General features: G+C 47.1%; 21 protein-coding genes and 1 riboswitch. Of the genes, 1 reads left to right on the plus strand and 20 read right to left on the minus strand.

The genetic code is table 11. The features are described from left to right. Positions 1 to 23: 23 nt before the first annotated feature. Positions 24 to 114, minus strand: a riboswitch (cyclic di-GMP riboswitch). Between the two features lie 147 nt (positions 115 to 261). The 6 genes from lacZ to AQR02_RS27575 form a co-directional block, all read right to left on the minus strand. After that, positions 262 to 3,315, minus strand: a complete 3,054-nt coding sequence (gene lacZ, locus AQR02_RS27550) for a beta-galactosidase, LacZ type (RefSeq protein WP_054943532.1) — start codon at positions 3,313 to 3,315, stop codon at positions 262 to 264. Positions 3,316 to 3,336: 21 nt separating this feature from the next. After that, positions 3,337 to 4,161 carry a carbohydrate ABC transporter permease gene (locus AQR02_RS27555; protein WP_054943533.1) on the minus strand — a complete coding sequence of 275 codons (825 nt, stop codon included), beginning with the start codon at positions 4,159 to 4,161 and terminating at the stop codon, positions 3,337 to 3,339. Next, positions 4,161 to 5,048 carry a carbohydrate ABC transporter permease gene (locus AQR02_RS27560; RefSeq protein WP_054943534.1) on the minus strand — a complete coding sequence of 296 codons (888 nt, stop codon included), beginning with the start codon at positions 5,046 to 5,048 and terminating at the stop codon, positions 4,161 to 4,163. Before AQR02_RS27560 ends, AQR02_RS27555 begins: the two co-directional genes overlap by 1 nt. Before the next feature lie 108 nt (positions 5,049 to 5,156). Next, positions 5,157 to 6,464: an ABC transporter substrate-binding protein gene (locus AQR02_RS27565; RefSeq protein ID WP_054943535.1), complete on the minus strand. Its 1,308-nt coding sequence runs from the start codon at positions 6,462 to 6,464 to the stop codon at positions 5,157 to 5,159. Between the two features lie 276 nt (positions 6,465 to 6,740). Then, a complete protein-coding gene (locus AQR02_RS27570) occupies positions 6,741 to 8,498 on the minus strand; it encodes a sensor histidine kinase (RefSeq protein ID WP_187388834.1) in 1,758 nt (585 codons plus the stop codon). A gap of 33 nt (positions 8,499 to 8,531) precedes the next feature. Then, positions 8,532 to 10,073 carry a response regulator transcription factor gene (locus AQR02_RS27575; protein WP_054943537.1) on the minus strand — a complete coding sequence of 514 codons (1,542 nt, stop codon included), beginning with the start codon at positions 10,071 to 10,073 and terminating at the stop codon, positions 8,532 to 8,534. 291 nt (positions 10,074 to 10,364) lie between these two features. On the opposite strand from AQR02_RS27575, the gene AQR02_RS27580 reads away from it, so the two are divergent. Continuing rightward, positions 10,365 to 11,252, plus strand: coding sequence for a spermine/spermidine synthase domain-containing protein (locus AQR02_RS27580; RefSeq protein WP_054943538.1), 888 nt, complete (start codon positions 10,365 to 10,367; stop codon positions 11,250 to 11,252). 209 nt (positions 11,253 to 11,461) lie between these two features. On the opposite strand, the gene AQR02_RS27585 is transcribed toward AQR02_RS27580, so the two are convergent. From AQR02_RS27585 to AQR02_RS27650, 14 genes are all read right to left on the minus strand, one after another. Further along, positions 11,462 to 12,226, minus strand: a complete 765-nt coding sequence (locus AQR02_RS27585) for an SDR family oxidoreductase (RefSeq protein ID WP_054943571.1) — start codon at positions 12,224 to 12,226, stop codon at positions 11,462 to 11,464. A gap of 89 nt (positions 12,227 to 12,315) precedes the next feature. Next, positions 12,316 to 13,143, minus strand: a complete 828-nt coding sequence (locus tag AQR02_RS27590) for a MerR family transcriptional regulator (protein ID WP_054943539.1) — start codon at positions 13,141 to 13,143, stop codon at positions 12,316 to 12,318. Positions 13,144 to 13,362: 219 nt separating this feature from the next. Further along, positions 13,363 to 15,105: an ABC-F family ATP-binding cassette domain-containing protein gene (locus tag AQR02_RS27595; RefSeq protein ID WP_054943540.1), complete on the minus strand. Its 1,743-nt coding sequence runs from the start codon at positions 15,103 to 15,105 to the stop codon at positions 13,363 to 13,365. A 272-nt stretch (positions 15,106 to 15,377) separates the two neighbouring features. After that, positions 15,378 to 16,790: a hypothetical protein gene (locus AQR02_RS27600; protein WP_159067858.1), complete on the minus strand. Its 1,413-nt coding sequence runs from the start codon at positions 16,788 to 16,790 to the stop codon at positions 15,378 to 15,380. A gap of 155 nt (positions 16,791 to 16,945) precedes the next feature. Further along, the gene (locus tag AQR02_RS27605) at positions 16,946 to 17,767 is read right to left on the minus strand and encodes an ABC transporter permease (RefSeq protein WP_054943542.1); all 822 of its coding nucleotides are present in this window, start codon (positions 17,765 to 17,767) and stop codon (positions 16,946 to 16,948) included. Positions 17,768 to 17,771: 4 nt separating this feature from the next. Continuing rightward, positions 17,772 to 18,560, minus strand: coding sequence for an ABC transporter permease (locus tag AQR02_RS27610; protein WP_054943543.1), 789 nt, complete (start codon positions 18,558 to 18,560; stop codon positions 17,772 to 17,774). Beyond that, on the minus strand, positions 18,557 to 19,576 hold the full coding sequence (locus AQR02_RS27615; protein WP_054943544.1) for an ABC transporter ATP-binding protein: 1,020 nt from the start codon (positions 19,574 to 19,576) through the stop codon (positions 18,557 to 18,559). Before AQR02_RS27615 ends, AQR02_RS27610 begins: the two co-directional genes overlap by 4 nt. Further along, the gene (locus AQR02_RS27620; protein ID WP_054943545.1) at positions 19,573 to 19,830 is read right to left on the minus strand and encodes a phosphopantetheine-binding protein; all 258 of its coding nucleotides are present in this window, start codon (positions 19,828 to 19,830) and stop codon (positions 19,573 to 19,575) included. The genes AQR02_RS27615 and AQR02_RS27620 overlap by 4 nt, the downstream gene beginning before the upstream one ends. Beyond that, positions 19,817 to 20,980 carry a class-II aminoacyl-tRNA synthetase family protein gene (locus AQR02_RS27625; RefSeq protein ID WP_054943546.1) on the minus strand — a complete coding sequence of 388 codons (1,164 nt, stop codon included), beginning with the start codon at positions 20,978 to 20,980 and terminating at the stop codon, positions 19,817 to 19,819. The genes AQR02_RS27620 and AQR02_RS27625 overlap by 14 nt, the downstream gene beginning before the upstream one ends. After that, positions 20,977 to 22,059 (minus strand): nucleotidyltransferase family protein, encoded by a 1,083-nt coding sequence (locus tag AQR02_RS27630; protein ID WP_054943547.1) that lies wholly within the window; start codon positions 22,057 to 22,059, stop codon positions 20,977 to 20,979. Before AQR02_RS27630 ends, AQR02_RS27625 begins: the two co-directional genes overlap by 4 nt. A 36-nt stretch (positions 22,060 to 22,095) precedes the next feature. Further along, positions 22,096 to 23,136, minus strand: a complete 1,041-nt coding sequence (gene purM, locus AQR02_RS27635; RefSeq protein ID WP_054943548.1) for a phosphoribosylformylglycinamidine cyclo-ligase — start codon at positions 23,134 to 23,136, stop codon at positions 22,096 to 22,098. A 17-nt stretch (positions 23,137 to 23,153) separates the two neighbouring features. After that, on the minus strand, positions 23,154 to 23,834 hold the full coding sequence (locus tag AQR02_RS27640; RefSeq protein WP_082452116.1) for an SDR family NAD(P)-dependent oxidoreductase: 681 nt from the start codon (positions 23,832 to 23,834) through the stop codon (positions 23,154 to 23,156). Next, positions 23,803 to 24,429, minus strand: coding sequence for an ATP phosphoribosyltransferase (gene hisG / locus AQR02_RS27645; RefSeq protein ID WP_054943550.1), 627 nt, complete (start codon positions 24,427 to 24,429; stop codon positions 23,803 to 23,805). Before hisG ends, AQR02_RS27640 begins: the two co-directional genes overlap by 32 nt. Continuing rightward, entirely contained in the window at positions 24,407 to 25,471 is a 1,065-nt protein-coding gene (locus AQR02_RS27650) for a glycosyltransferase family 4 protein (RefSeq protein WP_425340032.1), read from the minus strand. The genes hisG and AQR02_RS27650 overlap by 23 nt, the downstream gene beginning before the upstream one ends. Between the last annotated feature and the right edge of the window lie 45 nt (positions 25,472 to 25,516).

Genomic DNA, 25,516 nt, shown 5'->3' on the forward strand with positions numbered 1-25,516 from the left:
CCTTGCGTTAATCATAGATATCCCTATGCAGCCTGGCGATCATGACCTTCTATCCTCGGCTTTAGACCCATGGCTTTGTGTCATCCTCTTTCGGGGATTTTACCTTTAACGCGGACACTTCGATTATTGGATTTAACTTCCGGGGCGCTTGTCCCTTTTATAATTTATCATGGTTATAATTACCTGTAAAACAAAACCGGTCTTAGTCCCCTGCAATTCAGGACTAAGACCGGTTTGTGGTTATAAAATACGCTTAATGCGCTATTCTTCTCCCGTTCCCACACTGGAAAGGAAGAACTCATATTCAAGGTTTTGCTCGGCCGGAATCGTATATTCCTTATGCACCGGTGCGCCCCAGCTGTCATCACCGCCTACGCCCATTTGTCTTCCGGCTACTGTCACTACAGTGTAGTGAACCGGCGGGAGCTCAAACGGATGTGCGGCATGCTCCAGCTCGAATGCAGTATAAGGAGACAACGTACACTCTACAGGAGCGCTTGCCGGAGCTGTGATCTTTAGTCCGATTCCTGTGTTATCGGTAATCTTCACACGGCGTACACCGGTACGGTTACCCGATTCCTGCGGCACCAGGTAACGTGACGGCAGATCCTGCACCTTCCGGCTGAACACGCCAAGTCTGGCGCCGAACGCACGGTCGATGTAGTTCTCTTCAGGTCCCATCGCATACCATTCCGACTGATTGTAATCCGCTGACATTTTGAAGGATAACGCCACGATGGGCAGGTCCGGAAGTCCGGCAGCGCCAGTATAACGTGTACGTACCCTTACTGTTCCGTCGCCGTAGACGGTATAAGCTGTCTTGAGCGCCAGCTCTTCATGAATGCTGAACCGGTAATCGAAGCTTACCGTTACTGCACCTTCCTGCTGCTCAAGGCTGACCTCAACGCATTTGCGGGCCAGGCTTGCCGCATACCAGCTTCCGCCATGGTACCCGAGCTGGGTTCCCTTGTCGTTGTCGGTAGTCGCACGCCAGAACAGCGGAGCCGGAGGTGCCTCAATCATTTCGTGTCCATGGTAGTTCAGCGACACCAGCGATCCGACCTGTTTGGAGAAGATTACGGTGAAGCCTTCGCCAATTACGCCAATCTGCACATCTCCTTGTACTACTTTGATTGCGCCTGCAGGCAGTTCAGCCCGTTCAGCTTCCACATTGAAGATATACTCGCCAAAGGCAATTTCATATCCCGCTTCGGCCCAAAGCTCTTCTTCCTTCAGTACCAGAGAAGCCTGGATGCTGTATTCGCCCGGAGTTCCTTCTGTCTGCGGAAGCTCAATCGGTACCAGCACTTCACTTTGCGGAGCTGCATTAACTTCAGCAGTCCACTTGCCAAGCAGTTCACCGTCACAGTACAAGCTGTATTCCAGTGCCAGATGATCCGTTCCTGCGAACAAGCTTTCATTCATTACCCGGATACCTGTCCGGTCTGGCGCAAGCTTGTAGTTCTGATACAGGAATTTAACCTCCTGCATCTTCGGTGTCCACTGGCGGTCGGCATAAACAATGCCGTTGCCGCAGAAGCTGTAATCCGTCGGACGGTCGCCAAAGTCGCCGCCATAAGCGAAGAACTCGTTACCATAGCGGTCCTTCTTCAGAATCGACTGGTCAATGTAATCCCAGATGAAGCCGCCCTGGTACATCGGGTACTTGTTCTCAAGCTCGTTGTATTTATGCATACCTCCGACAGAGTTACCCATCGCATGCATATATTCGCAGCTGAGATAAGGCTTGTCTGGGCTAGCGTTCAGATATTCCTCAATGTCAGCCGGCTTCGCATACATCCGGCTCTCCATATCGCTTGTCGCATTGTAATTGCGGTCATAGAACACGCCTTCATAGTGAACTAGACGGCTGTTGTCCCGGCTGCGGAACCAGTTCGCCACATCCAGAATGACTTGGCCTGCATAGGATTCATTACCGCAGGACCAGATCAGGATGGACGGATGATTCTTGTCCCGCTCGACCATATTAATCGCACGGTCCAGCACGATATCATGCCATTTCGGGTCATTGTGCGGAATATTCCAGGACGGCTCAACCGCGCCCATCTTCTGCCAGGATCCGTGCGTCTCAAGGTTCATCTCGTCGATGACATAAATGCCGTATTCATCGCACAGCTCATACCATAATGTCTGGTTCGGATAATGCGAAGTTCGTACGGCGTTGATGTTGCTGCGCTTCAGTGTGCGGATATCCCACAGCATATCTTCGCGGGTGATATTCCGGCCGGTACGGCAGTTGAATTCATGGCGGTTGACGCCTTTGAAGACAATCCGCTTGCCGTTGATGCACATCAGCTTGTTCTTCATTTCGAACCGGCGGAAGCCGGTTTTCTGTACAACGGCTTCCACAACCGTCCCGTCTGCACCGGTTAGCGAGATACAAGCCGTATAGAGATAAGGATTCTCCGCACTCCAGGTCAGAACATCTGCCACTTCTCCAGAAAGCATAAGCACCTGTCCGTTAAAGGCTCCATCAGTGCTCAGACAGACTTCACCGTCCCGGTCCTTCAGCTCAAGCTTGGCGCTGACTGCTTCCTGCGGCGTATCCAGCAGCCGCATGGTTACGTTCAGGCTGCCTTTCGTATACGAATCATCCAGCTCCGCCCGCACCTCAAGATCACGGATATGAACCTTCGGAACAGTGTACAAATAGACCTCACGGAAAATCCCGGAGAACCGCCAAAAATCCTGATCCTCCAGCCAGCCCCCGGTACTCCGCTGATACACTTCAACGGCCAGTTTGTTTTTGCCCGCCCGCATAAACGGGGTCAGGTCAAATTCGGACGGAGTGAAGCTGTCCTCGGCATAGCCGACGAATTCGCCGTTCAGCCAGACATAGAAGGCCGACTCCACACCCTGGAAGGAGATGAAAAGCGGTCCGTTCTCCATATTCTCCGGCAGGCGGAATTCCTTTACATAGCTGCCGACCGGATTATGCTCTGGAGAGATGTGCGGCGGGCGGAGATCAATCAATCCATCCCACGGGTACATTGTATTGACATATTGCGGCCGGCCGTAGCCCTGCAGCTGGATATGTCCGGGAACCTGAATATTGTCCCAGCCGGTGCAATTATAGTCCTCCTTATAAAACGCTTCTACACGGCTCGCCGGATTTGGTGCATAGCTGAATTTCCAGCTCCCGTTCAGGCTGTAGCGCATATCCATCGGCGCACCGGCCTCTGCCTCAGCCATATTATTATAGTAACGATGGTCCGAATGAGCCTCCACCCGGTTCACCTTGAAGGTACCCGGATCTTCCAGCCAGCTCAAGCTTGGAGTAACTGCCAATTTCATTTCCTCCTTCAGAACATATAATTATTTCACGGATCCCACCATACCGGCAACGAACTGCTTCTGCATCAGGAAGAAGACAATTGCTGTCGGAAGTGTAGAGATGACAACTGCAGCCATAATCACGCCGAAATCCGGGGAGTAGCTGGAGCCCAGGTTCGAGATCAGCAGCGGAATGGTCCGTTTCTCCGGGGTCTGCAGCACGATCAGCGGCCAGAGGTAGTTATTCCAGCTGGACATGAACGTGATGATTGCGGCAGCAGAGTAGGTAGTCTTCATCGTCGGAATATAAATTTTGAAGAACAGACCCAGCTCCGATAATCCGTCGATCCGTCCGGCTTCCAGCAGCTCCCGCGGGAACATCTTCGAGCTCTGACGGAAGAAGAAGATCAGGAACGCCGTAGTGAACGTCGGCAGGACAACCGCAGCGACTGTGTTAACCCCGATAAGCGGAGCAGCAGCCGACAGTTTGGAGAACATTTGATACAGCGGAACCATCAGCGCGGCAAAAGGGATCATCATGGATAATAATAACAGATTGAAGACCATATCTTTCGCTTTGCTGCGGTAAATTTCAAATCCGTATCCGGCCAGGGAGGCAACCAGCAGGGCCAGAACCGTTGTTGTCAGGGCAATTTTGAGTGTATTCCACAGGGCAGGTACAAGGTTGATGGACTCCGTCAGCTTCCGGATATTGTCAAACAGATGCGTACCGGGTAACATTCTTCCCTGGGTTACGTCTACTGAAAGATTTGTCGCGCTGATAATCATCCACAGAAACGGAAAAATCGAAACAAACGCTACAAAGGACAGAAAAACATAAATTGGGGCACGGCGTAAAGTTCTCATTATTTATCATCACCTGCCAGTTTGATTTGAAGGAAGGCCAATACAATGATCATGATAACGATGGAGTACGATACAGTAGCAGCATATCCAAAGTCAGGCGTGTACTTAAACGAAAGATTGTAAATATATTGGGAAATGGAGAGCGTCGCGTTTCCGGGACCTCCCTTGGTTATATTCATAATTTCATCGAACAGCTGCAGGGTACCAATTGTCGAGGTAATCGACGTAAAGAGAATGATCGGTTTGAGCAGCGGTACGGTAATCGAGAAAAATTGTCTCGGGCCCGAAGCACCGTCAATCCGTGCAGCTTCATAAATGGAACTGTCGATGTTTTGCAGCGAGGAGAGGAAAAAGATCATATTGTATCCCGTCCAGCGCCAGGTAATGGCGATAATAATGGTAACTTTCGCCCAGAAAGGATCGGAGATCCACTGGATGGGTTCAGACAGGATGTGCATGTTCAATAAAGCCAGGTTGATCAGACCGTCATTTCCAAACAGATATTTGAATACAACGGAGTAGGCTACAAGTGAGGTTACGCAAGGCAGGAAGATCGCAGTACGGAAAAAGCCTTTGAAGCGCAGCTTGCTGTCATTCAGAAGTACCGAAATCATCATCGCAAACACGATCATAACTGGCACCTGCACAATCAGGAACAAGAAGGTATTCTTGACGGCGGTAAAAAAGGTTTTATCACTCAGCAGGCGCTTGTAATTCGCTAACCCGTCGAAGTGAAGATTAGCCCCTGCGCCCGTTTTGAACGAGAGCAGCAGTGCCTGAATCATCGGATAGAAATAAAACAGACAGATCATGAGGACGGCCCCGGCAATAAATAACCAGCCGGTAAGCTTAGCGCGGTTGCGTATGGTATGGTTCACAACTCTCATTCCTTTCTCTATGCAGGCGTAAATCTTGTTAAAAGGAGAATCCGCCGTCCTCCGCCCTGGCACTAGACGGCAGGTTGGGAGGACAGCGGATCAATCAGATGTTACATTTTACTGGATCTGGGACTCAGCCTGGGACTGTGCATCGCTAAGCGCTTTGTCCAGCTCCGTACCGTTCAGGAAGTTCTGCATTTCAACCTTGAGAATATCCTCAATGGCATAAGTGTGCAGGCCGTAGTTTACGTTAGGGATTTCAGCTGTCCATTTTGCAAAGTCAGCGATAACCTTTTGTCCGCCGAAGAATTCATCAGCTGCACCGTAAGCTTCGCCTTCAGCAGCAGGTTTGTATGTTCCTACAACGCCTACATCGGTTACAAGCTTCTGGTACAGAGCAACGTCGGAGCCGAGTGTTGCGCCCAGGAATTCGACAGCTGCTTCTTTGCCGTCATTGTTAAGCACGTACCAGGAGCTGCCGCCGAGGTTCGATGCGTGTACAGAGTTTGCTGCATTTTTGAGTTTAGGGAAAGGTACAACCGCCCATTTACCGGACTGGTCAGCAGAAGCTTTCACCGAAGGTGTAATCCAGTTACCGGTAGGAACGGAGGCAACGTCACCGCTGTTGAAGCCGGCAAGGAACGAGCTCCAGTCAGAGTTGACTTTAACGATATCGGCATTCATCAGCTCTTTGTAGCTTTCGAATGCTTCTTTCAAAACCGCGTTGTCTTTCAGGTCAGGTGTTGTACCGTCTTCTTTCAGATACCAGGAGCCTGCGGACTGGATCATCATGCGGATCAGCCCCAGATCGTTAGGGTCCTGGGTCAGCATGTCTTTGCCTGTTTTGGCTTTAACAGCTTTACCGATTTCAATGTACTGCTGCCAGTCGATATCCTGCAGATCGTCAACTGTATAGCCTGCTTCCTGCAGATAATCTGTGCGGACATAGAGGCCTACAACACCGGAGTCAAACGGTACGCCGTATTGCTTGCCGCCAAAGCTGGTTGGTCCAAGCTTGTATTCGGCGAAGTCAGTAGTTTTAATGGCATCTCCCAGTTCCTGAAAAGCGTCTGGATACGTTTGCAAGAAGCTCTGTGCACGGTAATCTTCAATCAGAACGATGTTAGGCAGACCGGAAGCGGACCCGGAGTTAAGTCCTGTGTTAAGCTTCTGGATAATATCATCCTGCGCATATTCAACAACTTCGATTTGCGCATCCGCATTTTTTGCCACATAAGCATCCTTAGCCAGATTCATTGCAGCGATATTGAAGTTTTTGTCCCATGCCCACACTGTGATTTTCTGGGAGCCCGCTGCATTCCCTTCCGTTCCGGTATTGGCCTCGTTTTTGGTATTGGAGTTGCTGGAGCATGCTGTCAGCAGCATAAATCCGGCGAGCAGAAGCGCGGTAGCTTTTTTCTTCATGATGTATATCCCCCTAACATGTATTTGAAAGTGCTTTCTTTTAAAGAATATCATCCCGGATGCTTATTTCGATAGAAATGATTTTAGTTAAAATAGTGATAATATTGTCTACTGTATCCGCTTCCACGGTCCACAGATTAGCATTATTTTTCCCCTTTCGCACTTTTTTTAGGTGAAACAGGCTCCGCAGATGCAAGAAGCCGGCGCCGGTATGCGGCGCCGGCTTGCGGCGTAGCTGTTATATTATGCTGCAAAATCAAATTTTCAATGCGCTGCTTAACACGGTATTCTGATAGAGACCTTTGTCCCTTGCCCCGGGGTGCTTGAGATGGATACGCCATACGGTTCTCCGTACAGCAGCAGCAGGCGGTCATGGACATTGCGGATGCCGATGCCGCTGAACAGCTGGCGGCTGCTTGTGGAGGCGGGGATGGTCTCTTTGTTGTCCAGATCCATACCGTCACCCGTATCCACCACCTCGCAGTGCAGTATATCCCTGTCCTTCATGATGGTGACATAGATATAGCCCGAGCTTTTGATATTGAAGGCGTGAAAGAAGGCATTTTCAATAAAAGGCTGCAGAATCAGCTTGGGTACCTTGGCGCTCATGCAGTCCGGTGAGACAAAAGTCTCCACCTTGATCCGGTTGCCGTTACGCACCTGGTTGATAAATACATAATGCTTCAGGTTGATCAGCTCGTCCTCTACTGTAATCGTTTCTTTAACATTGCTGATCGTATTCTGCAGCAGCGAAATCAGGGCATGAATCGTCTCTGTCGCCTGCTCCTTGCTGCCCCGCTGCACCAGGATATTGACCGACGCCAGTGTATTGTACAAAAAATGGGGATTGATCTGCTGCTGCAGAGCGGCCAGCTCCGCATTGCGCTGCTCCTTCTGCGTCTCTACCAGCTGGGCAACATAATCATTCAGCTCCCTGAGCATGTAGTTGAACGCTGTACTCAGCTGTCTTGTTTCATAGCTGCCGGTGACAGCCATATAGTTATGGAAATTCTTTTTGGTCACATTGGACATTTTTTTGACCAGCGTGCGCAGGGACTTCGTCAGCCGTTTGGTCAGGAAATAGATCAGGAGCAGCGCAACCGCTGCAATCGCCCCGCCAATCAGAAAAAGCATCTTTTTATCAAACAGCGTGCCGATCGTCTCATTCTTATCAATCAGATTCACAATATAAAAGTTATAGGACGGCAGATAATCAGCCAGCACAATGACTTCCCGCCCGCCGAGTGTCAGCTCCTGGCTGGCAAGCCCCGATTCGGCAATCTGCTTCGCGCTGTTCAGGAGCTCGGGAGACAGGCTGCCGACCTGCTCCGTCCGGTTGCTCGATACAATCCGTCCCGCCGTATCCAGAAACATGACATCATTGCCCTTACTCGTAAAGCTGGCGTAGTTCTTGCGGAAATCACTCTCGCGCGTGAACATGTACAACGTGCCATACGGCTCTGTAAGTCCGGGTGCAGTCAGCGCCTTGGCGGCAACCAGATACCGGCTCTCTGAATTCAGGGGGCTTGCGTCCATAAAGCTGTAAAACAGCTTCCCGCCCTGCTCCTGCGCAGCCGCTGTAATCGGATTGTTCCTCAGCTGCTCGGAAGAGCCGGACCAGTAGGTCACATCGCTGGTATAGCTTCTGCCGTTCCCTCCCAGTATGGACAGGCCGATATTAGCAGCCCCGACACCAGACTGAATACGGTCCATCTGATCGCGCATGCTGTAGTACCGCCGGAAATTAGTCAGCGAGCTGCCGTCCTTCTCGGTCATGAAGCTGCGGATGACGCCGCTCTGTCCGACATTTATTGCTGTATTCACGGTAGTATAATGTGAGTTATCCAGTGCACTTTTAATCTGGTCGATGATTTTTGAATTGGTAATACTGAACGTCTGTACAAACAGCCTTTGCGACATTTGCGCCGTTACCGTGGTAATCAGCACTGTAACGAGCACGATACTGATGACCATGACGACAAAAATTTTGCTGAACAGACTCTGGTCCCTAAGCTTTCTGAGCCAATTTTCCATTAATCCCATTTCGGGCTCCTTCCAACTCCTGCATTATCCCTTCCGGTATTGGCTGGGCGAAATCCCCATCAGCTTACGGAATACTCTGGTGAAATAGCTGTGGTCTGAATACCCCACAAGACTGCTGATCTCGGCAATTGACAGACTCGGGTTCTCTTTCAGCAGCAGACAGGCTTTTCCGATCCGCACCCGGTTTAAATATTCGTTGAAGCCTTCCTTATTGTGCAGGGTAAAATAATTCGACAAATAGGACGGGTTAAAATGAAATTCCCGGGCGACTTCCGTCAGCGTAAGCTGGCGTGAAGAATGCTCATCGATATACAGGAGAATCTTTTGCATCGCCGGTGTACCGCCACGGTTCTTCGTAACGCATTCGGTCGCATCTTGCAGAAACTGCAGCAGCCGCTCCTCTGTCTCCCCGATATGCCGGGCTTCATGGATGGAGCGGAAGTACTCATATTTACTGTCATCCAGGGCACGGGCCTCATAATGGAATTGCAGCAGCATGCCGATGATCTGAAAAATGCTGTGGCACAGGAGGGACTTGAACTCGGACACTCCCGTATCGCGGCGGCCGGACATAGAGGATACATAGCTACTTAACCGGGTAAAAGCCTGATCGAACTCCTGCCGGTTCAGCTCTGCAGCGAAGACCTCCTGGTCAAAGACCGGTCCCGGCTGCACCTCCCCGCCATGATCGACCAGCAGACAGCGTTCCGGCATGAAGAATCTGCGGTCCAGCAGCTGCACCAGTTCATCCGCATAGATGGTATGCAGCGCCTCCAGCTCCGTAAAGGTTCGGCTGACCGCCAGATTCAGGAACATATTAGCCCGGATACCGGCTGCGAATATCTGCTCTGCCAGCTGCATAAGAGCCTCCCGCTCCTCCCCGGCCAGGTTAAAGAGCAAGCGGACATGCCCCTCCAGCGGAGACAGACGGCGGAAGGTTACCCGGCTGCCGCCGCTCTGCAGCAGGGAACGGATGCTGCTCTCCAGCCACTCTTCCTTGCGGCTAATGGCAGCTAGATCGTCCCCCGTATCCGCAAGCAGCAGCACAAACTCCGGAAAAGGAAACATCGTCTGGAGCGCATCTGCCTCATACTCAACCGGATAGCCGCTAACCAGCTTGTCCAGTATATAGTCCGCAGACTGCCGCTTGTTGCTTCTCCAGTCAACGTGCTGAAGCTGCGGAATCCGCTGCGCGGTTTTTTTCAGAACGGCTAGCAGAGAAGCCGCCTCCAGCTTAGGCTTCAGAATATAATCGGCGACCCCGCTCTGGAAGGTCGAACGCACATATTCGAACTCACTGAAGCTGCTGAGCACGATCACTTCAATTTCCGGATACATCCCCTTGACGAGCCGGATCAGCTCCTCCCCGTCCATGACGGGCATAACGATATCCGTCAGGATGATATGCGGCCGCTGTATCTCAATTAATTCCAGCGCTTCTCTTCCGTTGGAGGCTTCACCCGCAATCTGAAACCCTTCCCCTTCCCAGTCCAGCAGATGGATAATTCCCTGCCGGACCAGCATCTCATCGTCTACCACCAATATTTTACAGAACGTTGTGTCCATGTCTTCTCCTTTTTGGGAACGAAAATACGCTAAAAAAACAAAATGAAACCCGCTTGATCAAGTGGGTTTCAGCTCACAGAGACATAACTTCCAGCCAGAAATGAAACAGCTTTCATAATCTGATTTACATTATAGGTATAGGCCGGAGGACTGTCAATTGGCGGGCGGCCGACTAACCCTGTCCCAAAAATAAAGCCATTGCGCACATCCTCTGTATATGCTGGTCCTTGACAGGCGTATGATATATTAACATTAACGGCATTAAAAATCTGCATACCAACAGGAGAGAATATGGAACGTAATAAAGTAATACCAGACAACATTACAGAAGAGGACCATCGGCTTTTCGCTTTATTAAGCGTTTATCTAAACCATACATCGGATTTCATCAGTAAAGAGGACATTGAGGAGATTGTTAACTATGGGGTCTCTGCGGAGTATGCTTTTAGCGTTGTATTCGCAGCTGCTTTAGGACTGGATATTGTTGATAATCCTGAGGATAAGGATCTGTTCAACAACTATTTCACCAAAATGATCCATAAACTTGATCCTAATGAATACTATAACAATCCGTATTTTATGAATATCAAGATACCTGCAATCCGGATCGGCAATAGTGAACTCAAATATGAACAATACAAGCCTTACGAAGGCTTTGTCTGCAATGATATCATCACAACACAGGAAGGCAGGCAAATCCCGCAGATTGGTTTCTTTGAAACGGACTTTATGTTTCCGGCCATTTTAGAGAACAACAGAATATGGATGACCATCACGCCGAATGAAATTGAAACCATGAAAGATCCTGTCGCTAAAGCTTTTGGTAATGTACTGACGTTTGGACTGGGACTCGGCTATTATGCCTATATGATCTCTGAAAAAAATCAGGTTGAACGTGTTACGGTTGTTGAAAATAATGAACATGTTATTCAATTATTTAAGCAATATATTTTGCCTCAATTCAAAAACAGTCAAAAAATAAAGATCATCCAGTCCGATGCGTTTGAATACGCACAAGAACATATGTCCAAGGAGAACTATGATTTTGTGTTTACGGATTTATGGCATGATGTTTCGGATGGAATGGACCTGTATTTGAGAATGAAAGGTTTTGAACAAGAACATCCGGCCACAGAATTTATGTATTGGATCGAAAAATCGATTTTGTGCTATCTATAACTTACGACGGCCTCCGAATTACTCCAGTGAATTTAACCCCTGCACACCTGCGCGAAAAAAGTCCCGGTGATCAAAAAGCATCCCCGGGACCTCCATTTATGCTTATCCTGTAACGTTATTTCTGGCTTGCAAGGAATTCATCAAGCTGCTCATGCTTCTCGGTAAAGAACTTGGCACCATTCAAAGGATTTTCGCAATAGCACTACCGTTTACAGATGCGACCCGCCGGTCGCATCCAGCATGTGTCCCGTCACCCATCGACCGTCTGGCGACGCCGTGAAAGCAACGATGTCCGCGATATCAGATGGTTCACCGACACGTCCAAGCGCGGACATCTCTCCGGCAAACTTACGTCCTTCTTCTGTATGCAGCCACGGAGCATTGACGTCCGTATCGACGATGCCCGGCATGACGGAGTTAACGGTGATCCCACGTGGACCCAGAAGCTTGGCCAGGTGCAAGGTGAATGTATTGAGGGCCCCTTTAGTTAAGTTATAGGCCAGAATACTCGGATAGGCAATACGTGTCACTCCAGATGAGATATTGATAATACGACCACCGTCCCTCAGTCGTCCAAGCGATTGTTGTACGAGAAAAAACGGCGCTTTGACATTGACTGCGAACAGCTGATCGAACTCTCCTTCGTTCGTCTCTTCAAATAACGAGGATGTGCCAATGCCTGCATTATTGACCAGAATATCGAATTGATTGCTGCCTGTCCTGCGAATGAGCTCCTCATCCAAACTCTTAAGCAGCCGATCGACTCCGTCCAAGGTATTGAGATCTGCACCGACGGCGAAGGCTTTGCCACCCGTTGCTTCGATAACGTTGACAGTCTCATCCGCAGCATCTCGCCGTGTGCCGTAATGTACAACGACAAGCGCACCTTCAGCTGCGAGGCGCAGTGCAATCCCTCTGCCGATCCCCCGGCTGGCTCCTGTTACAATAGCGATTTTACCTTCCAGACGTTTTATATACATGTAGATCCACTCCTTATCATTTGGTTGATGCCATAATAAACCCTCCCCAGAAGGGGAGGGTCAAGAGTGTATCGCTATCTTTTTTAAGCCCGATCGATTGGTACAATTACCTCAGCCATTCGGAGCTGGCCGTAGATTTCTTTGTCAGGCGTCAAATAAACCTCTCGTACCGGAATTTCCTCGCACAGCCCGTATCCCTCTTCAGCGATCCATAACCGAACCACCTCACTTGCTTTGCAATTGTCCTTATAGGGGTCGCACTTGTGGGTATAGAAGGCTGCTTCCTTTATTCCAGACAATTGATGAACCTTCACCCTGCCGCTCTCAGGTATCTCCTTAGAAACAGGAATAGCGACCTCGATATCCGAAGGCTCTTCGACGCGGTCAGCCCGCCTATGCCAGATGATGGTTAGGTTGAGATCTGACTTTTCGCCCTGTGAGCGGACATACTGCTTAAGTTCATCGAGTATCAGACACAGTTGGGTTTGAGGCAAAATCCCGCGGATGGAAGCAACGAGAACTGGTTCCACGCTTCGCAGCGAGATTCCTCCTTCCGCTGCACCCTCCGCCGCATGCCGTTCAATCTTCACGATACGCTCATTAATCTCTGCAAGTTGCCGCTGAGCCTCCTGAATCTGTTGCTCCAGCTCCTTCCGCTTACTAAGCAACGTACGCTCCGCCAGTGCCAGAGAGACCGGTCCGCTCAACAACGGGCGCATCATTTCGAGCGTTAATCCTTGTTCTTTGAACCCCGAGATACGACGGATAGTAAGCAGTTGCTCCGCCGTATAAAAACGGTATCCCGATTCTTTGTCTACTCTCGCAGGCTTTAACAAGCCCAGTTCATCATAATGCCGCAGTGTCTTTACCGTCACACCGCTCATTTTGGCAAACGTCCCAATCTTGTACATCCAGCCCCCCCTTATCTGTACTCCCGCCTGGCTGGCACCCCATATAGCCGTTTTCCCATAAATTCACTATAGTTATCAAGAAATCAATATAGTAAAAAGACACTGAGATCCTATTCATCAGTGTCATTATTGTTGATACTTTTCCACCAACATCTTATTTCATCGTTGGACTCAGACTCATTCACTTTAGCCCTATTATTTCAATCCGGGGATTAGGATTTAGAGCAGCTTAATCAGCTCTTCTAGCTCTTCAACCAAACCTTTTGCCAGTTCAAAATCAGTATTTTTTAAAGCCACTTCTATTTTTGTTTCCACTGATTTTTTCTGTTGTTCAGTTTCTAAGTAGTCTTTATCAAAATGACTGGCATAAATCATCTTTCTGAATTTTCGCATACTCATTTTTCTAATGGTCTTATCGTCAATGATCAGGACATAATCCATACCATTCACCACAGAATAGAAATCATGAGAGATCATGAGAATCGCACCCTTATAGTCCCCAATGGCTTTCTCCAGTGCTATTTGTGTATAGGTGTCTAAATGGCTTGTCGGTTCATCAAGAAGCAATACGTTTGCTTTACTGGCAGCAACTTTAGCCAATTGAAGCATGTTTTTTTCTCCGCCGGACATAGATTCTATCTTTTGATTAACAATTTCTCCTTCAAAGCCATAGTTTGAGAGATACGTTCTAATCTCATCATAAGTTGTAAAACCGGCCTCGATGAATTCCTCAAGAATAGTATTGGAATCCTTCAGCATTTCGCCTTGAAGCTGAGATAAATAAGCCACTTTAACATCAGCATTGATCTCAATGGAATCATGATTATTTTTATAAATCTCCCGGAGTAAAGTCGTTTTACCGGTGCCGTTTGGACCGATAAGGGCTACTTTATCCGTAGATTTTATCTCAAAGTTAACATTTTCTAAAAGCAGCTCATCAAAGGCAATACTATAATCATTAACATTTATAACAACGGTATCTTCAACTATTTCATGATCCACACCAAAACTGATATCCGGTTGCTTAATATCTACGAAGGGTGCTTTAATTCTGCGCGCTTCCAATCTTTCCTGAAATTTAACCCTGGCTTTTAATGCTTTCCCTCTGGATGCTTCGGAATTATAAGTTGCGATAGCTCTAAGATTATCGATGATATTGTCGTTTCTCTTAATTTCTTCCTCTTCAGCGACTGCGAGTTCTTGCAGCTCAATTTTAGTTTGAAGTAAGAAGAAGTTATATTCAATATATCGCCCGTCAAACTCTTGGATCTCCATGTTTTCAAGGTGAATAATTTTGTTGAAACAATGATTCAATAAATAACGGTTGTGCGTAACAACCAGCAGAATTCCTTTGTGAGAATTAATTAGATGTTTAAGCGCATTAAGGTTTTCAAAATCCAAAAATACATCAGGTTCATCCATAATCATCAATTCTGGACTATTAAGCATTTCCTTCATTACCTGAATAAGTTTGAATTCCCCGCCACTCAGATCAGATACCCTAACATCTTTGAGCTTCATGAGGTCTGCCAGATTTAGTTTCTTATTAATATTGCTTTCGTAATCATCCCCGCCCATTGCATCAAATGCATCTAAAGCTAATTGATACTTTTCAAGCAACGGATCAATATCTGTGGCTGTCTCCATTTCAGTGAGAATAGAGTTTATTTCATTTTGAATCTTAATAAACTTTTCGCCGATATATTCAAAAACTGTTGTTTCTTGAGATTTGTCTGGTTGAGAGAACTGACTTACATACCCAATTGTGCAAGTTGGGTCTATCTCTAATCTGCCCTCATACAAATATCTTTCTGGATCCATCAATATATCGATCAGTGTGCTTTTCCCGCTGCCACTCGTTCCAATAAAAGCGCAATGTTCTGCCTCTTCAAGCGTAAATGAAATGTTTTTATATAGTTCTTTTTGCGGAAATGCGAAGGATAAGTTTTCAACTTTTATCATAGGATTACCTTTCTTTATAACTAAATTTCTGACTATTATTTGTGACTATTATTAGATGTACTGAAGAGTTAGAATAACACTGTTTACAGTCAACTTCAATCAATTCACATTAAAGTTGTTCGTTAAATCGAAAAACACAACTGGCATTGTCACCAGTCAATGAATTGTTCAGTGACATTAAATTATGTCAATTATAAAAGAATGAGTAAATTCTTATGTTAGAAACTACTCCGAGAGCTTTACTTGACCCATCCTAATTCCTTAAAATATTCCTAAATGAATAGGGTGCCTATACTGAATTCAATATGCAGCGGAGCCGCCTTATCCCAGGTTTTGCAGCCGATTCCGATTTGCACGATTTCGCCGATCCCGCTTGTGGCCAGCACTTCCATGTCTTCAGTCCCGTCCTTCCGGGCAAACCCGAACGTATAACTCTCCTTGCGTTTCCTGATATACAATACGATGCCGTTGACGCTGTTACCCTGGAACTCCGTGCTGCACAAAGCCCGAAAGTCTCCAATTTTGGAGAGCATCACAGCGGTTCCGTTAATCATTCCCCAATAATAGAGCTCACCTAATACCGTGCGGAAAACAATCCCGGACTGAAATAATACGTCATCATGATAAGGAAGCACTTCCATTTGCATGGACAAATGAAAGTCCCCCCTCAGAAACTCCGTTTGCCGATACATCGCTTTTGGCGAGTTGTCGGAAATCCAGCAGTTATACAACTTGTCTCCTCTAAAGATAAAGCGGGCTTTATTGCCATCAAAGGCGATGATGCCGTCCTCGTTGTTTTCCAGCAGAAATTGGCTGGCCATAGTGTCATGTTCCTTGCAGCCGTCCGGATTCAATCTCTTCCATTCCTCTCCGACGTCTATCAGACAATGGCGCATGCGCCGGTCCGCTTCTCCCGCAGTAGCGGTTTTCTCCACGATATCGAAGTTTTTTTTGCGCACGGCGTTAATAATGTAGCTGTTGATGACCAAGTTCCATTCCCCGATCAAATCGTTCTTCGCGGCCATCAGCTCCTGTATGACACTCTGGGCTTGGCCAAAGTATTCTTTCAAATGATTAATCAGTTCGGTATAGGCCACTTCTTTGTGCTTCACAATTTTAAACAAAGGCAAGCTAATGGAAGCGGCGGTAATGGGATCGGCCAAGGGCTGATCCATTAACGTTATTTCCCTGTAAGGCTGTTCATACAGCCCAGAGGCAAGAAAATCAATACAATCCAGTATGATGCTTGTTTCGTGAAGGGGTTTGCGGCCGTTTTTTTCCATGGCATACACTTCATGAAGCGGATAAACCGCCTTATAAGACTCATACATGGCTGTTACAACATCGAAGGGAATGGCAAATTCCTCGTATTTTTGTTCCTCCGTCTTCTTTTGACAGCCATCCAGCACGAAAAAAATATTCTTATCGTCGTCGTATCCCTTAATCAGGAACAAATGCTCCCAATCGGAGGTCTTATAATGATAGGAATAGAATAATTCCCGTAAATTCCCCGGTACGAATACCGGATTATGCAGATCAATCTCCGCCTTTATAGAAGAGATCAAATCATCGGACAAGGCGAGCGTTTTCAGCTTCAGTCCGAAACGGGGCATCATTTCACGGGTGTATTGAAAAATCTCATCGGAGTTATCAGTCAGATTATAGTAGGCCCTCATTAGTTTCAAGCAAATATAGAATAAATTTCCCCATCCGGGCTGCAGGCTTTCGATGGCTATTCCCAAGGGCTTCTCAAAGCAACTGATATAATCAACCGTATAATTGTCGCGATTGGGCTTTAACTGAACAATAACCTTCCTCATTTCCGGCACCTCGTTTCCGATTAATTCCCTGTACTTTCATAATGTTTAAGACCCGTCTTCCAAAAAAGTAAGGAACCAATAAAAACGGCTATGCCGACAAATAAAGTGAGGAATATCCAAATCCAGTGATGCCGCTCTGCGATAAAAAAACGGGAGGGATAATAATTGACGAAAGCCAGGGGGATGCAGAATGTGAGAATCCATTTGATCAGCTTTGGATAGATGGACAACGGATACGCAATAAATCCTCTCATTTGATAAAACAACAGCTCCTGAATCTGCCCCGATTTGGTAGTCCAGAAAGTCATAACGGCAGAGAACAAAAGCAAGGCCCCTTGAATTAAAGTTCCTCCGATCAGTACTAAGACAATAGCCAGCACGTTCTCCAGCGACAGTGAAAGTTGAAGCCTGCTGTACGAATAAAAGAACAAAAGGAGGCCTAATGTGCCATGCCCCAAGGTTGCCATTACATCCGACTTTCGTGCGATTACCTGAAAGAAAGGAGCAACCGGTTTGGTTAGATATCCGTCAAACTCCCCCTGATGGACAATTCCTTCAAAATCCCGAACGCCGGTAAAAACTAAAATGCATATACTGTAAGTCAAAAATACAAAACTATACAGAAATAGAAGCTCACCAATATCCCATCCTCCGATTTCAGAAAATTTCTGCAGAATCAGATACAGCGATATTATGGTCACACATTCTCTTATTAAAACAGCAAGAGACAGCAGAAACGTATCCAGTTTATACTGCATTCGGGACATCATCGTCATTTTCAGAAAGCGGAAATACAATACGAAATAACCGGACAGGCTGTGTTTTTGAAAAGAGTTCCGCATCTTTTTATCCCCCTTGGATAACCAGCTTGTACTGGGCTTTTCTCCAAATTAAGCACCCGATGGTCAAGAGCACGGCAATCCATAGAACCTGACCGATATACAACGACCATATTTCATGTAAAGTTGCCTTCCCAAGATAAATACTTAATGGTGTAAAGTAAATAGCCTTGAACGGCAGCCATGCCAGTATATCCGCCATCCAATCGGGCATGAACCATAGCGGTATTACGGCACCCGACAACAGCAAAATCAGCGCATTCTTAATCGTAACGATGCTCCATGTATGATGAACCCAGAAAGCAGACAGCCAAACAATGAGATTAAAGCTGTACAAGACAAAATAACTCAATACCAGGCTCACTACAAACAGTACAATAAACACTGTTTGCTCGGGAACGACAAGGTCAAAAATGAGAAATGCCAAAATCAGTACAGGCAGAACCTTAGTCCATATGTTGTAGAGGACTTCTCCCAGGACTATAGAGAATATGTAATCGAGGAAACGGACAGGCCGCAATAAATCGGCTGCAATCTCGCCGGTGTGAACCTTATGATCGATCACGAATTCATTCATGGAGAGCATGGCGCGCATAATCATTCCCAAAACGGAATATGTGATCATTTCTTCCCGTGTAATCCCTTCAAATATTTGCCTGCCTCCATAAACCGCATCCCATATGGCGGCTCCGATAAAAATCGTCAATATGGAGTTGAACAAGCCCAGAAAGTATTGAAGGCGGTAAATAGCATGGCTTCGAAACGACCTGCTCATGAATTCCACATATGTCCTCATATAGTCACCTTCACGTTGTTACAATAATTAGGGTCGCCCTCATTTACATAAATCTCTCTAATAATCTGGTCGATTTCCGGCTCTACAATTGTCAAATCCGTCACTTCGTTGTATCTGGACAGCTCGACAAGCAGCGCCGCCGCACTAATCTCATCCTTATGAAAGCGAAAGGACACCCGCATGCCTTCCAACCGGGTTACTTCCACCCCGGGAATGCCGGGAATATGGCTAATGGAATGAAATTCAACGATCAGCTTTCGGTACTTTCCGTAGTTTTTTCTAATCTGATCCATTCCTCCGTCATATACAAGCTGACCTTTGTCGATGATAATCATTCGGTTGCATGTTTTTTCGATATCCTTCATGTCATGAGTGGTCAGCATAACCGTGACCTTTTTTTCTCTGTTGATATTTACCAGAAGATCCCTGATCTTTTCTTTCGCGATAACGTCCAAACCGATGGTTGGTTCATCAAGAAAAAGAATGCTCGGGTTGTGAAGCAAGGCCGCCAGCAGGTCTCCTCTCATGCGCTGCCCCAGGCTTAGCTGCCTTACGGGTGTATTCATGAATGAGCCCGTATCCAGCAAATCACTCAGAAACCTCAGGTTCTTACGAAAGTCCGATTCCGGTATTTTATATATGTATTTGGATAGCTCCAAGGATTCCGACAAAGGGAGATCCCACCATAACTGAGTTCGTTGCCCGAATACCACGCCGATATCTGCTGCATTTTCCATCCGATTTTTATAGGGGATTTTACCGTTCACATAAAGTTCTCCCGAGCTGGGAACGAGAATTCCGGTCAGCATCTTGATCGTTGTCGATTTACCGGCCCCATTGGGACCGATAAACCCGACCATCTCTCCGGAGTCAATGGAGAATGAAAGGTCTTTAACCGCCTCCTTCAACTCATAGCTTCCAGAAAAAAAACTCCGGACGGCCCCTTTAAACCCACTTTTCTCTTTACGCTTCAGCTTATAATGCTTTCGCAGCCCGTGGATCTGAATCAAGCTCATTTCCCCACCGCCTGGTAAGCTTTTTCAACCAACCGCACAATATCCGACAGTTTTTGACTGCTTCGAATTTCGATTAATACGCTTTCCAGTGAAATATCCAAGCTTTCTTCGATTTCTATCATCAGGTTGACAAGCCCCAACGAATCCAGGCCGGATTCGGCGCCAAGGGCAGCTTCTAAAGAAGGCTCTAATTTTACAGGATAGTCCTCCAGTACCTTCTTGTAGCTTTCTATTACAGTTTCAGCAAAATTCACCGTTTAGTCCTCCTTGTTCAAGCAATTGTTTGGCCGGCTCCGGCCAACTCCGGGGCTTCGGTCCCCATTGGCTTAAGGCAGCCAAAACCCATCGCTCCAGTCCGAAGCCGACACAGCCGGTCACGCTAAGTTCCTCATTATTAACCTTGATATCAAATGGGCCCGTAAATGCTTTGCCGTGAATATTAAAGGATGCCACCGCTAAATACTGGTTGGGCTTACACTCAAGCTGAAGCTCGTATTTACTTCTTTCCTCATGCTGAATTTTTTTGAATTTCTGCATCGCCGGAACAACGAAGGGATCATGCGCGGCGCATAGCCGGAATGATAAGCCGACTTCAGAAAGAAAGGCCACGACTTGCTCAATAACCGCGCTTCGGCATCGTTCAACAAATTCGGAATTCCCCACAAAGACAAGCTCCCTCACCTCATAATCACGCAGCCTGCCAAAATCATCCCAGTTCAACCGCCCTTCGTTGCGGAACACGTTTTGTCTTGTCGTAATTACGGTAGGTGCACTTAACCGGGAGCCTTCAAGATCCATGTAGCAGTGAAAGCAGGCAGCAGGAGACAGAACATAACGGGGTGCCTCAAGGTCGTTCAGCGTTTGGTTTCTGTCGGCGGATTTATACAGATTGAGAAGCACGTCTATATCCTCTTGGGGATGGCAAACGAAGCTGGAGTATTGAGGAGACGTTCGCAGGTACGCTGTCTTTTTGATGGCCTCCAACGGAAGCAGCGTGGGATATCGCATTTCCACTGCCCCAAGCTTCAGGGCAAACCGCCTGAATACGGCATCAAAACCGTTTAGCAATTGAAGGGCTTCACCCTTTAAGGAAATCAATCCGTTGCCATATTGCTGGATGCTGTCAAAGCCGTTGGGGTTGTAAAAAACCATACTCGCCGGGGAGCTTTTTTCCGCCACAATCTCATCCAGCAAGCCGCTCCGGTTTCGTTCAAATTGCTTGAGAATTTTCTCGATTTTGCGGGTCAATTCCTCCGAATCGACCCGCTCCGCCGTCTCGATTTGGAGCAGACCGTTTTGAAATTGAATCTGAAGGATTTCGCTTGCTGCAAAACACAAAGCTTTAATTAAATCCCCCGCATAATTATGCGTCTCCGGCAGCAAAGGAATGTGGAGTGTCGTCATTTCAACTCTTCCTGCATTTTAAATTTCAAATTGAAAGCCATCGAATGGAAAGAGTTTTCCCTTTTAACCACTTGATTCTTGCCGGAAACCATTATTTCATCGATATAATCGGCTTCGAAAGGCTTCAACTGCTCCAGAACGCCGGACGGAACAAGATTCCTGTAAAATTCATTCACATGGTAAAGCGTATAATACGCAGCTTTCCGAAGGTGCAGCCGTTCAATCACCGTCATCCATCCGTTCCATTTATCCGTATCCGTATTAGAGCGGATCGTATTCACAATATCGATCAGCTTATATAGAACAACATCTCTGCGTCCGCTGCTCCATAAGGAGTTGGAACCTTCCCTGAAAAAATGAACACACAAATGGACCAGATTCGTCTCCCAGGGCAGCCCCAAAAATCCCCTGTCCCCGTATTGGTAATGCACGGTTCCATAATCAAGAACCAGCTTAGTTACATCGTTATACTTGGAATCAAAATGAAAATTGATATCAATCTCATGAAAATCAACAAAATCGGAATCTATCTTTTTTACATAAGGCACCAGATCGTGATAGTTTAAGCGTTGAATCAGTTTGTCTTTCCGGCTGGCTTCTATTAATTCATTATTGGGCAGCAATGACTGCTTGTACCCGAAGTTCCGTAAAATCGTGTCAAGTCTGTCCAAATCTTCTTCATACACCAGCAGATCGCTGTCATTAGAGCGCCTGTCGCCCATTTGGTAAAGGGTCGCATTAAAGACCAGGCCTTTCAGGGCCGCATAACGGATATGCTGCTGTTCCAGCTCCTGTAGAACCGGAAGGATGATATCGTTAATTTCCTGGGTTTGTCTTCTTTGAGCTTTTACAATAAGCTCCAGCGTTTTCTTGAACTCCGGGAAAAGCTTCCTGGCTTGGTCCTGCCGTAAACCGCTGCAGAAGTAACCGCTCAAACGGTGATGGGCCAGTTGTCCTGCAACAAAACCCCAATCGATTTCTTCTTCAAGCAATTGATACAGTGCTTCTTCTTCCCGATCGGTCCTATTCCTTAGAACGGCTGTCAGAATCAAATCAATTTCCCGCTTCATGTCATTCATCCGGACAAAGGCTCCTTTTATTGTGGATTTTCGAACCTAATCCCATGACAGGGAATTTACATACTGAACCGTTTGATCGCCTTCGACAATTTCACCGATAGGGTAAGTCTCGCAGCCTTTGGACTCCAAATGCCGACGGATGCTGTCGGCTTCGTTCTTGGAAGATATCAGTGTGATGCCCACTCCCATATTGAAGGTGCGGAGCATGTCCTTGTCGTCTACGTTACCGTAACGCCGAAGGGTCTTGAAAATTTGCGGTACCCGGATATGCTCAAGATCGATTCGCGCAGCGGTCTGTACGGGCAAGATGCGATTTAGATTCCCCTCTATTCCACCTCCCGTTATATGGGCCAGACCGTGAATAAGTGATGTTCCGAGTAAATCTTCCAGCTCTTGGTAGTAGCACTTATGCGGGCGTAATACTACATCCATAAACGGTTCTCCGTCTATCGTCTCCGTCATCATCTCGGGACGTTCTTCCATCAGCTTGCGAACCAGCGAGTATCCGTTTGTATGAAGCCCATTGGAGGCCAAAGCAAGGACAACATCTCCGGCTTGTATCCGGGAGCCATCAATAATTTTACTTTTATCCACCACGCCCAGGATGCTGGCATTAAGCATATACCCCCCTTCCGGCAATACACGCGGCTGCTCGGAGGTTTCTCCGCCGATAAGCTGGCAACCCTGTTTCCGGCTGGCCTCTGCAATAGAGCGAACAATACGGAGCACAATTTCTTTCTCTATTTTTCCGCATAAAATAATATCGAGAACTACCTCCGGCTTTGCGCCCATTACGATAATATCGTTGATCAGATGATTGATGAGGTCAAAGCATACTCCCTCGACCTTATCCTGTTCGAAAGCGAGCAACTGCTTGGAACCGGGTTCTTCCGCTTTAAGTACCAGCACCGGATTGTCGACTCCGGGAAACTTGGCTTCAAATAAAGATGCAAAAGCTCCGGGGCGGTTCAATATTCTGGTGTCGTTTGTTTCCATGCTGTCGGCCATTTCTCTCTTGGCTGCGTCTGCGGCATCAATATTAACGCCGGATGATTTGTAGGAAAATTCTTTTGTCATGTGTTTATCTCCGCCCTTTATTCAAAAGTTGATTTTAAATAGATGCGCTCGATCTCACAGCGCTCGCTTTGAGTTAATACATGTATCACCTGATTAGCTACATCCTCGGCATAAAGCGAAATTGGACGGTCTCCCGGCTTCTTTCCATTAAAAAAGGTGTCCACACGTCCCGGCCCGATAGTTGTAACGGTAATCGGGGTTCCCTTCAATTCCTGCCTGACGGAATCTGCAAATCCTCGAAGACCGAATTTCGAAGCGCAATATAAACTTCCTTCGGCAAACCCGATATGATCGGCGTCGGAGGTAATATGAATCAGCCTGCCGAAATTTTTCCGCTTCATATGCGGCAGAACGTATTTTGTAAGCAAAAAAGGTATAGTGAGATTTAAAGTCAAAACCCGGTTCCAATGATCCAGTTCAAGACTTTCAGCTAAAGCGAACTTGCCAATTCCTGCGTTATTGATTAAAATGTCGATTCCCCCGGAATCCAGTAATACACAAAGTATGGTTTCGATGGATCGGGGAATGTCCGTAAGATCGCAAGAATACAAATTCAGGCTCCCAGCCAAGTCGGGGGGGACATCCTGGGGATTTTGCGTAATGGCATATATAGTGTACTCGCCCTGCTCTACCAGCTTCTTAGCGATAGCTTTTCCAATGCCCTTACTACAGCCCGTTAATAGTACAGTTCTCTTTATGACTCATCAGCTCCATTATCGTTGTTATCAGATGTTTAGTCTGATTGCACACGGCAGGCTTACTAACCAGCACAATTTTGGATTGATAAATAACGCTTTCTTCCGTCAAATTGTGCAACAGCAATGTTTTTCCAGTTTCCACGCAGTCCACACAGCAATTGTAAAGACTTGGAACCAGCGCTTCACTAGACCCCGAAATGTTGTCGATGGTCACATTGTTATTATGGGTCGTATTGAAAAAATTACGGGTGATTCTTGGAAACTCCGTGATGCAGCGAATGCCTCTGTTCCCGTTTAATACAGGTCTGTCTTTGTCGCTGATTAAGCTGATCCGGGTGTCGCACCAATCCAACTCCTTATGGATGTATAGATCGGAATCATTCTCATAGAGCCATTCCGTTGAGGTAATTCCTACATCCAAATATCCTAAATCGATAAGTCCCGGAATATCTCTATGCTTCAACAAATAATAATGAACATCGTCTTGATCGGAAAAATGCAGCTTGTCTTTGTCAATGGGAACTCTCAGCAAGTCTTCAATTAATGCAATAGACTTGCGCTTTACGACGCCTTTAGGCAGTCCGACTCGAATCAACGCATCCCCCTCCTGCAATATCCTGATACACCGACAATATTTTTGCAAAGCAGTTTTCTTCCCTGTAAATCCCGCCTTGACCGTCAATCCATCGGACCATACCGATCTTCAACCCAGATAATATGCCAGGCTTGAGCAGGCATTCCATTATCAGCCCTTCAAGCTCCTGCGGGTGGTCCCGTTCAAACAAAAGCCCGTTACGCCCATGTTCAATGATTTTGAGAGATGCATCGTTCCGTGTTGCGATGACCGGGGTACCGGTAAACATCGCTTCCAGAAGAACCGAGCTGAAATTGCCCTTTTGCCTGGCATCAATGAGAAGGGTTGCCTTTCTGAGAAGTTGGCCAACGCTTGCCCTGTCCAGATATCCCGTGAAAAGTACCGATTCCCCTATATCAAGTCTTTCCACCGTTTCCTCCAGTAATTCTCGGTGTATTTGTTCCGGATGGTCGTCCTGACCCGCAATGACTAAACGGCAAGGTATCTTCCTTACGATTTCCGCGAAAGCGGCCAGTATGGACATAATCCCCTTTTCGGGGCTGAAGCAGGAGTTGATGGTGGCCAGAATGGGCAACTCTTCGTCTATACCCAGCTTACCTTCCCCGAAAATCCGCTCATCCAGAGGCATCGGAATTTCCTGAATGTTCCGGTGCAGAAATTCCGAGGGATACATACCGCATATCTTATTATTGAGGGTTTCGTCAGTAACCAGGATCCGACTGGCGTTTGAAAAGCTTCCGTCAATCAACCACTTGATTCTCCGGTCATGCTCGTATCCGAGGTTAACATCCCTGCCGAAGCTGGACACGATATATGGCACCTCCGTCAATCCATAAGCCACATATGCGCCAAAGCTGTTGAAGGAACCATAATGGGCATGAATCAAGTCCAGTCCCACTTCCTCATGAAGCTCTACTAAATAGCTAACGATGGCCGACAACGATCGGGCATAAGCGGCTGAGCTTACTTCACGATCGTCTATAATAGGATGTTCCAGCAAACAGGGGGCGATTTCTATGTATCTCATAAGCTCTTCGTTCACGTCATCCGGAGGTTTGCTCCCCAACAAATATGCTTCATGACCCTG

It is taken from the genome of Paenibacillus ihuae (genome assembly GCF_001368795.1).
Taxonomy (GTDB): domain Bacteria; phylum Bacillota; class Bacilli; order Paenibacillales; family Paenibacillaceae; genus Paenibacillus_AQ; species Paenibacillus_AQ ihuae.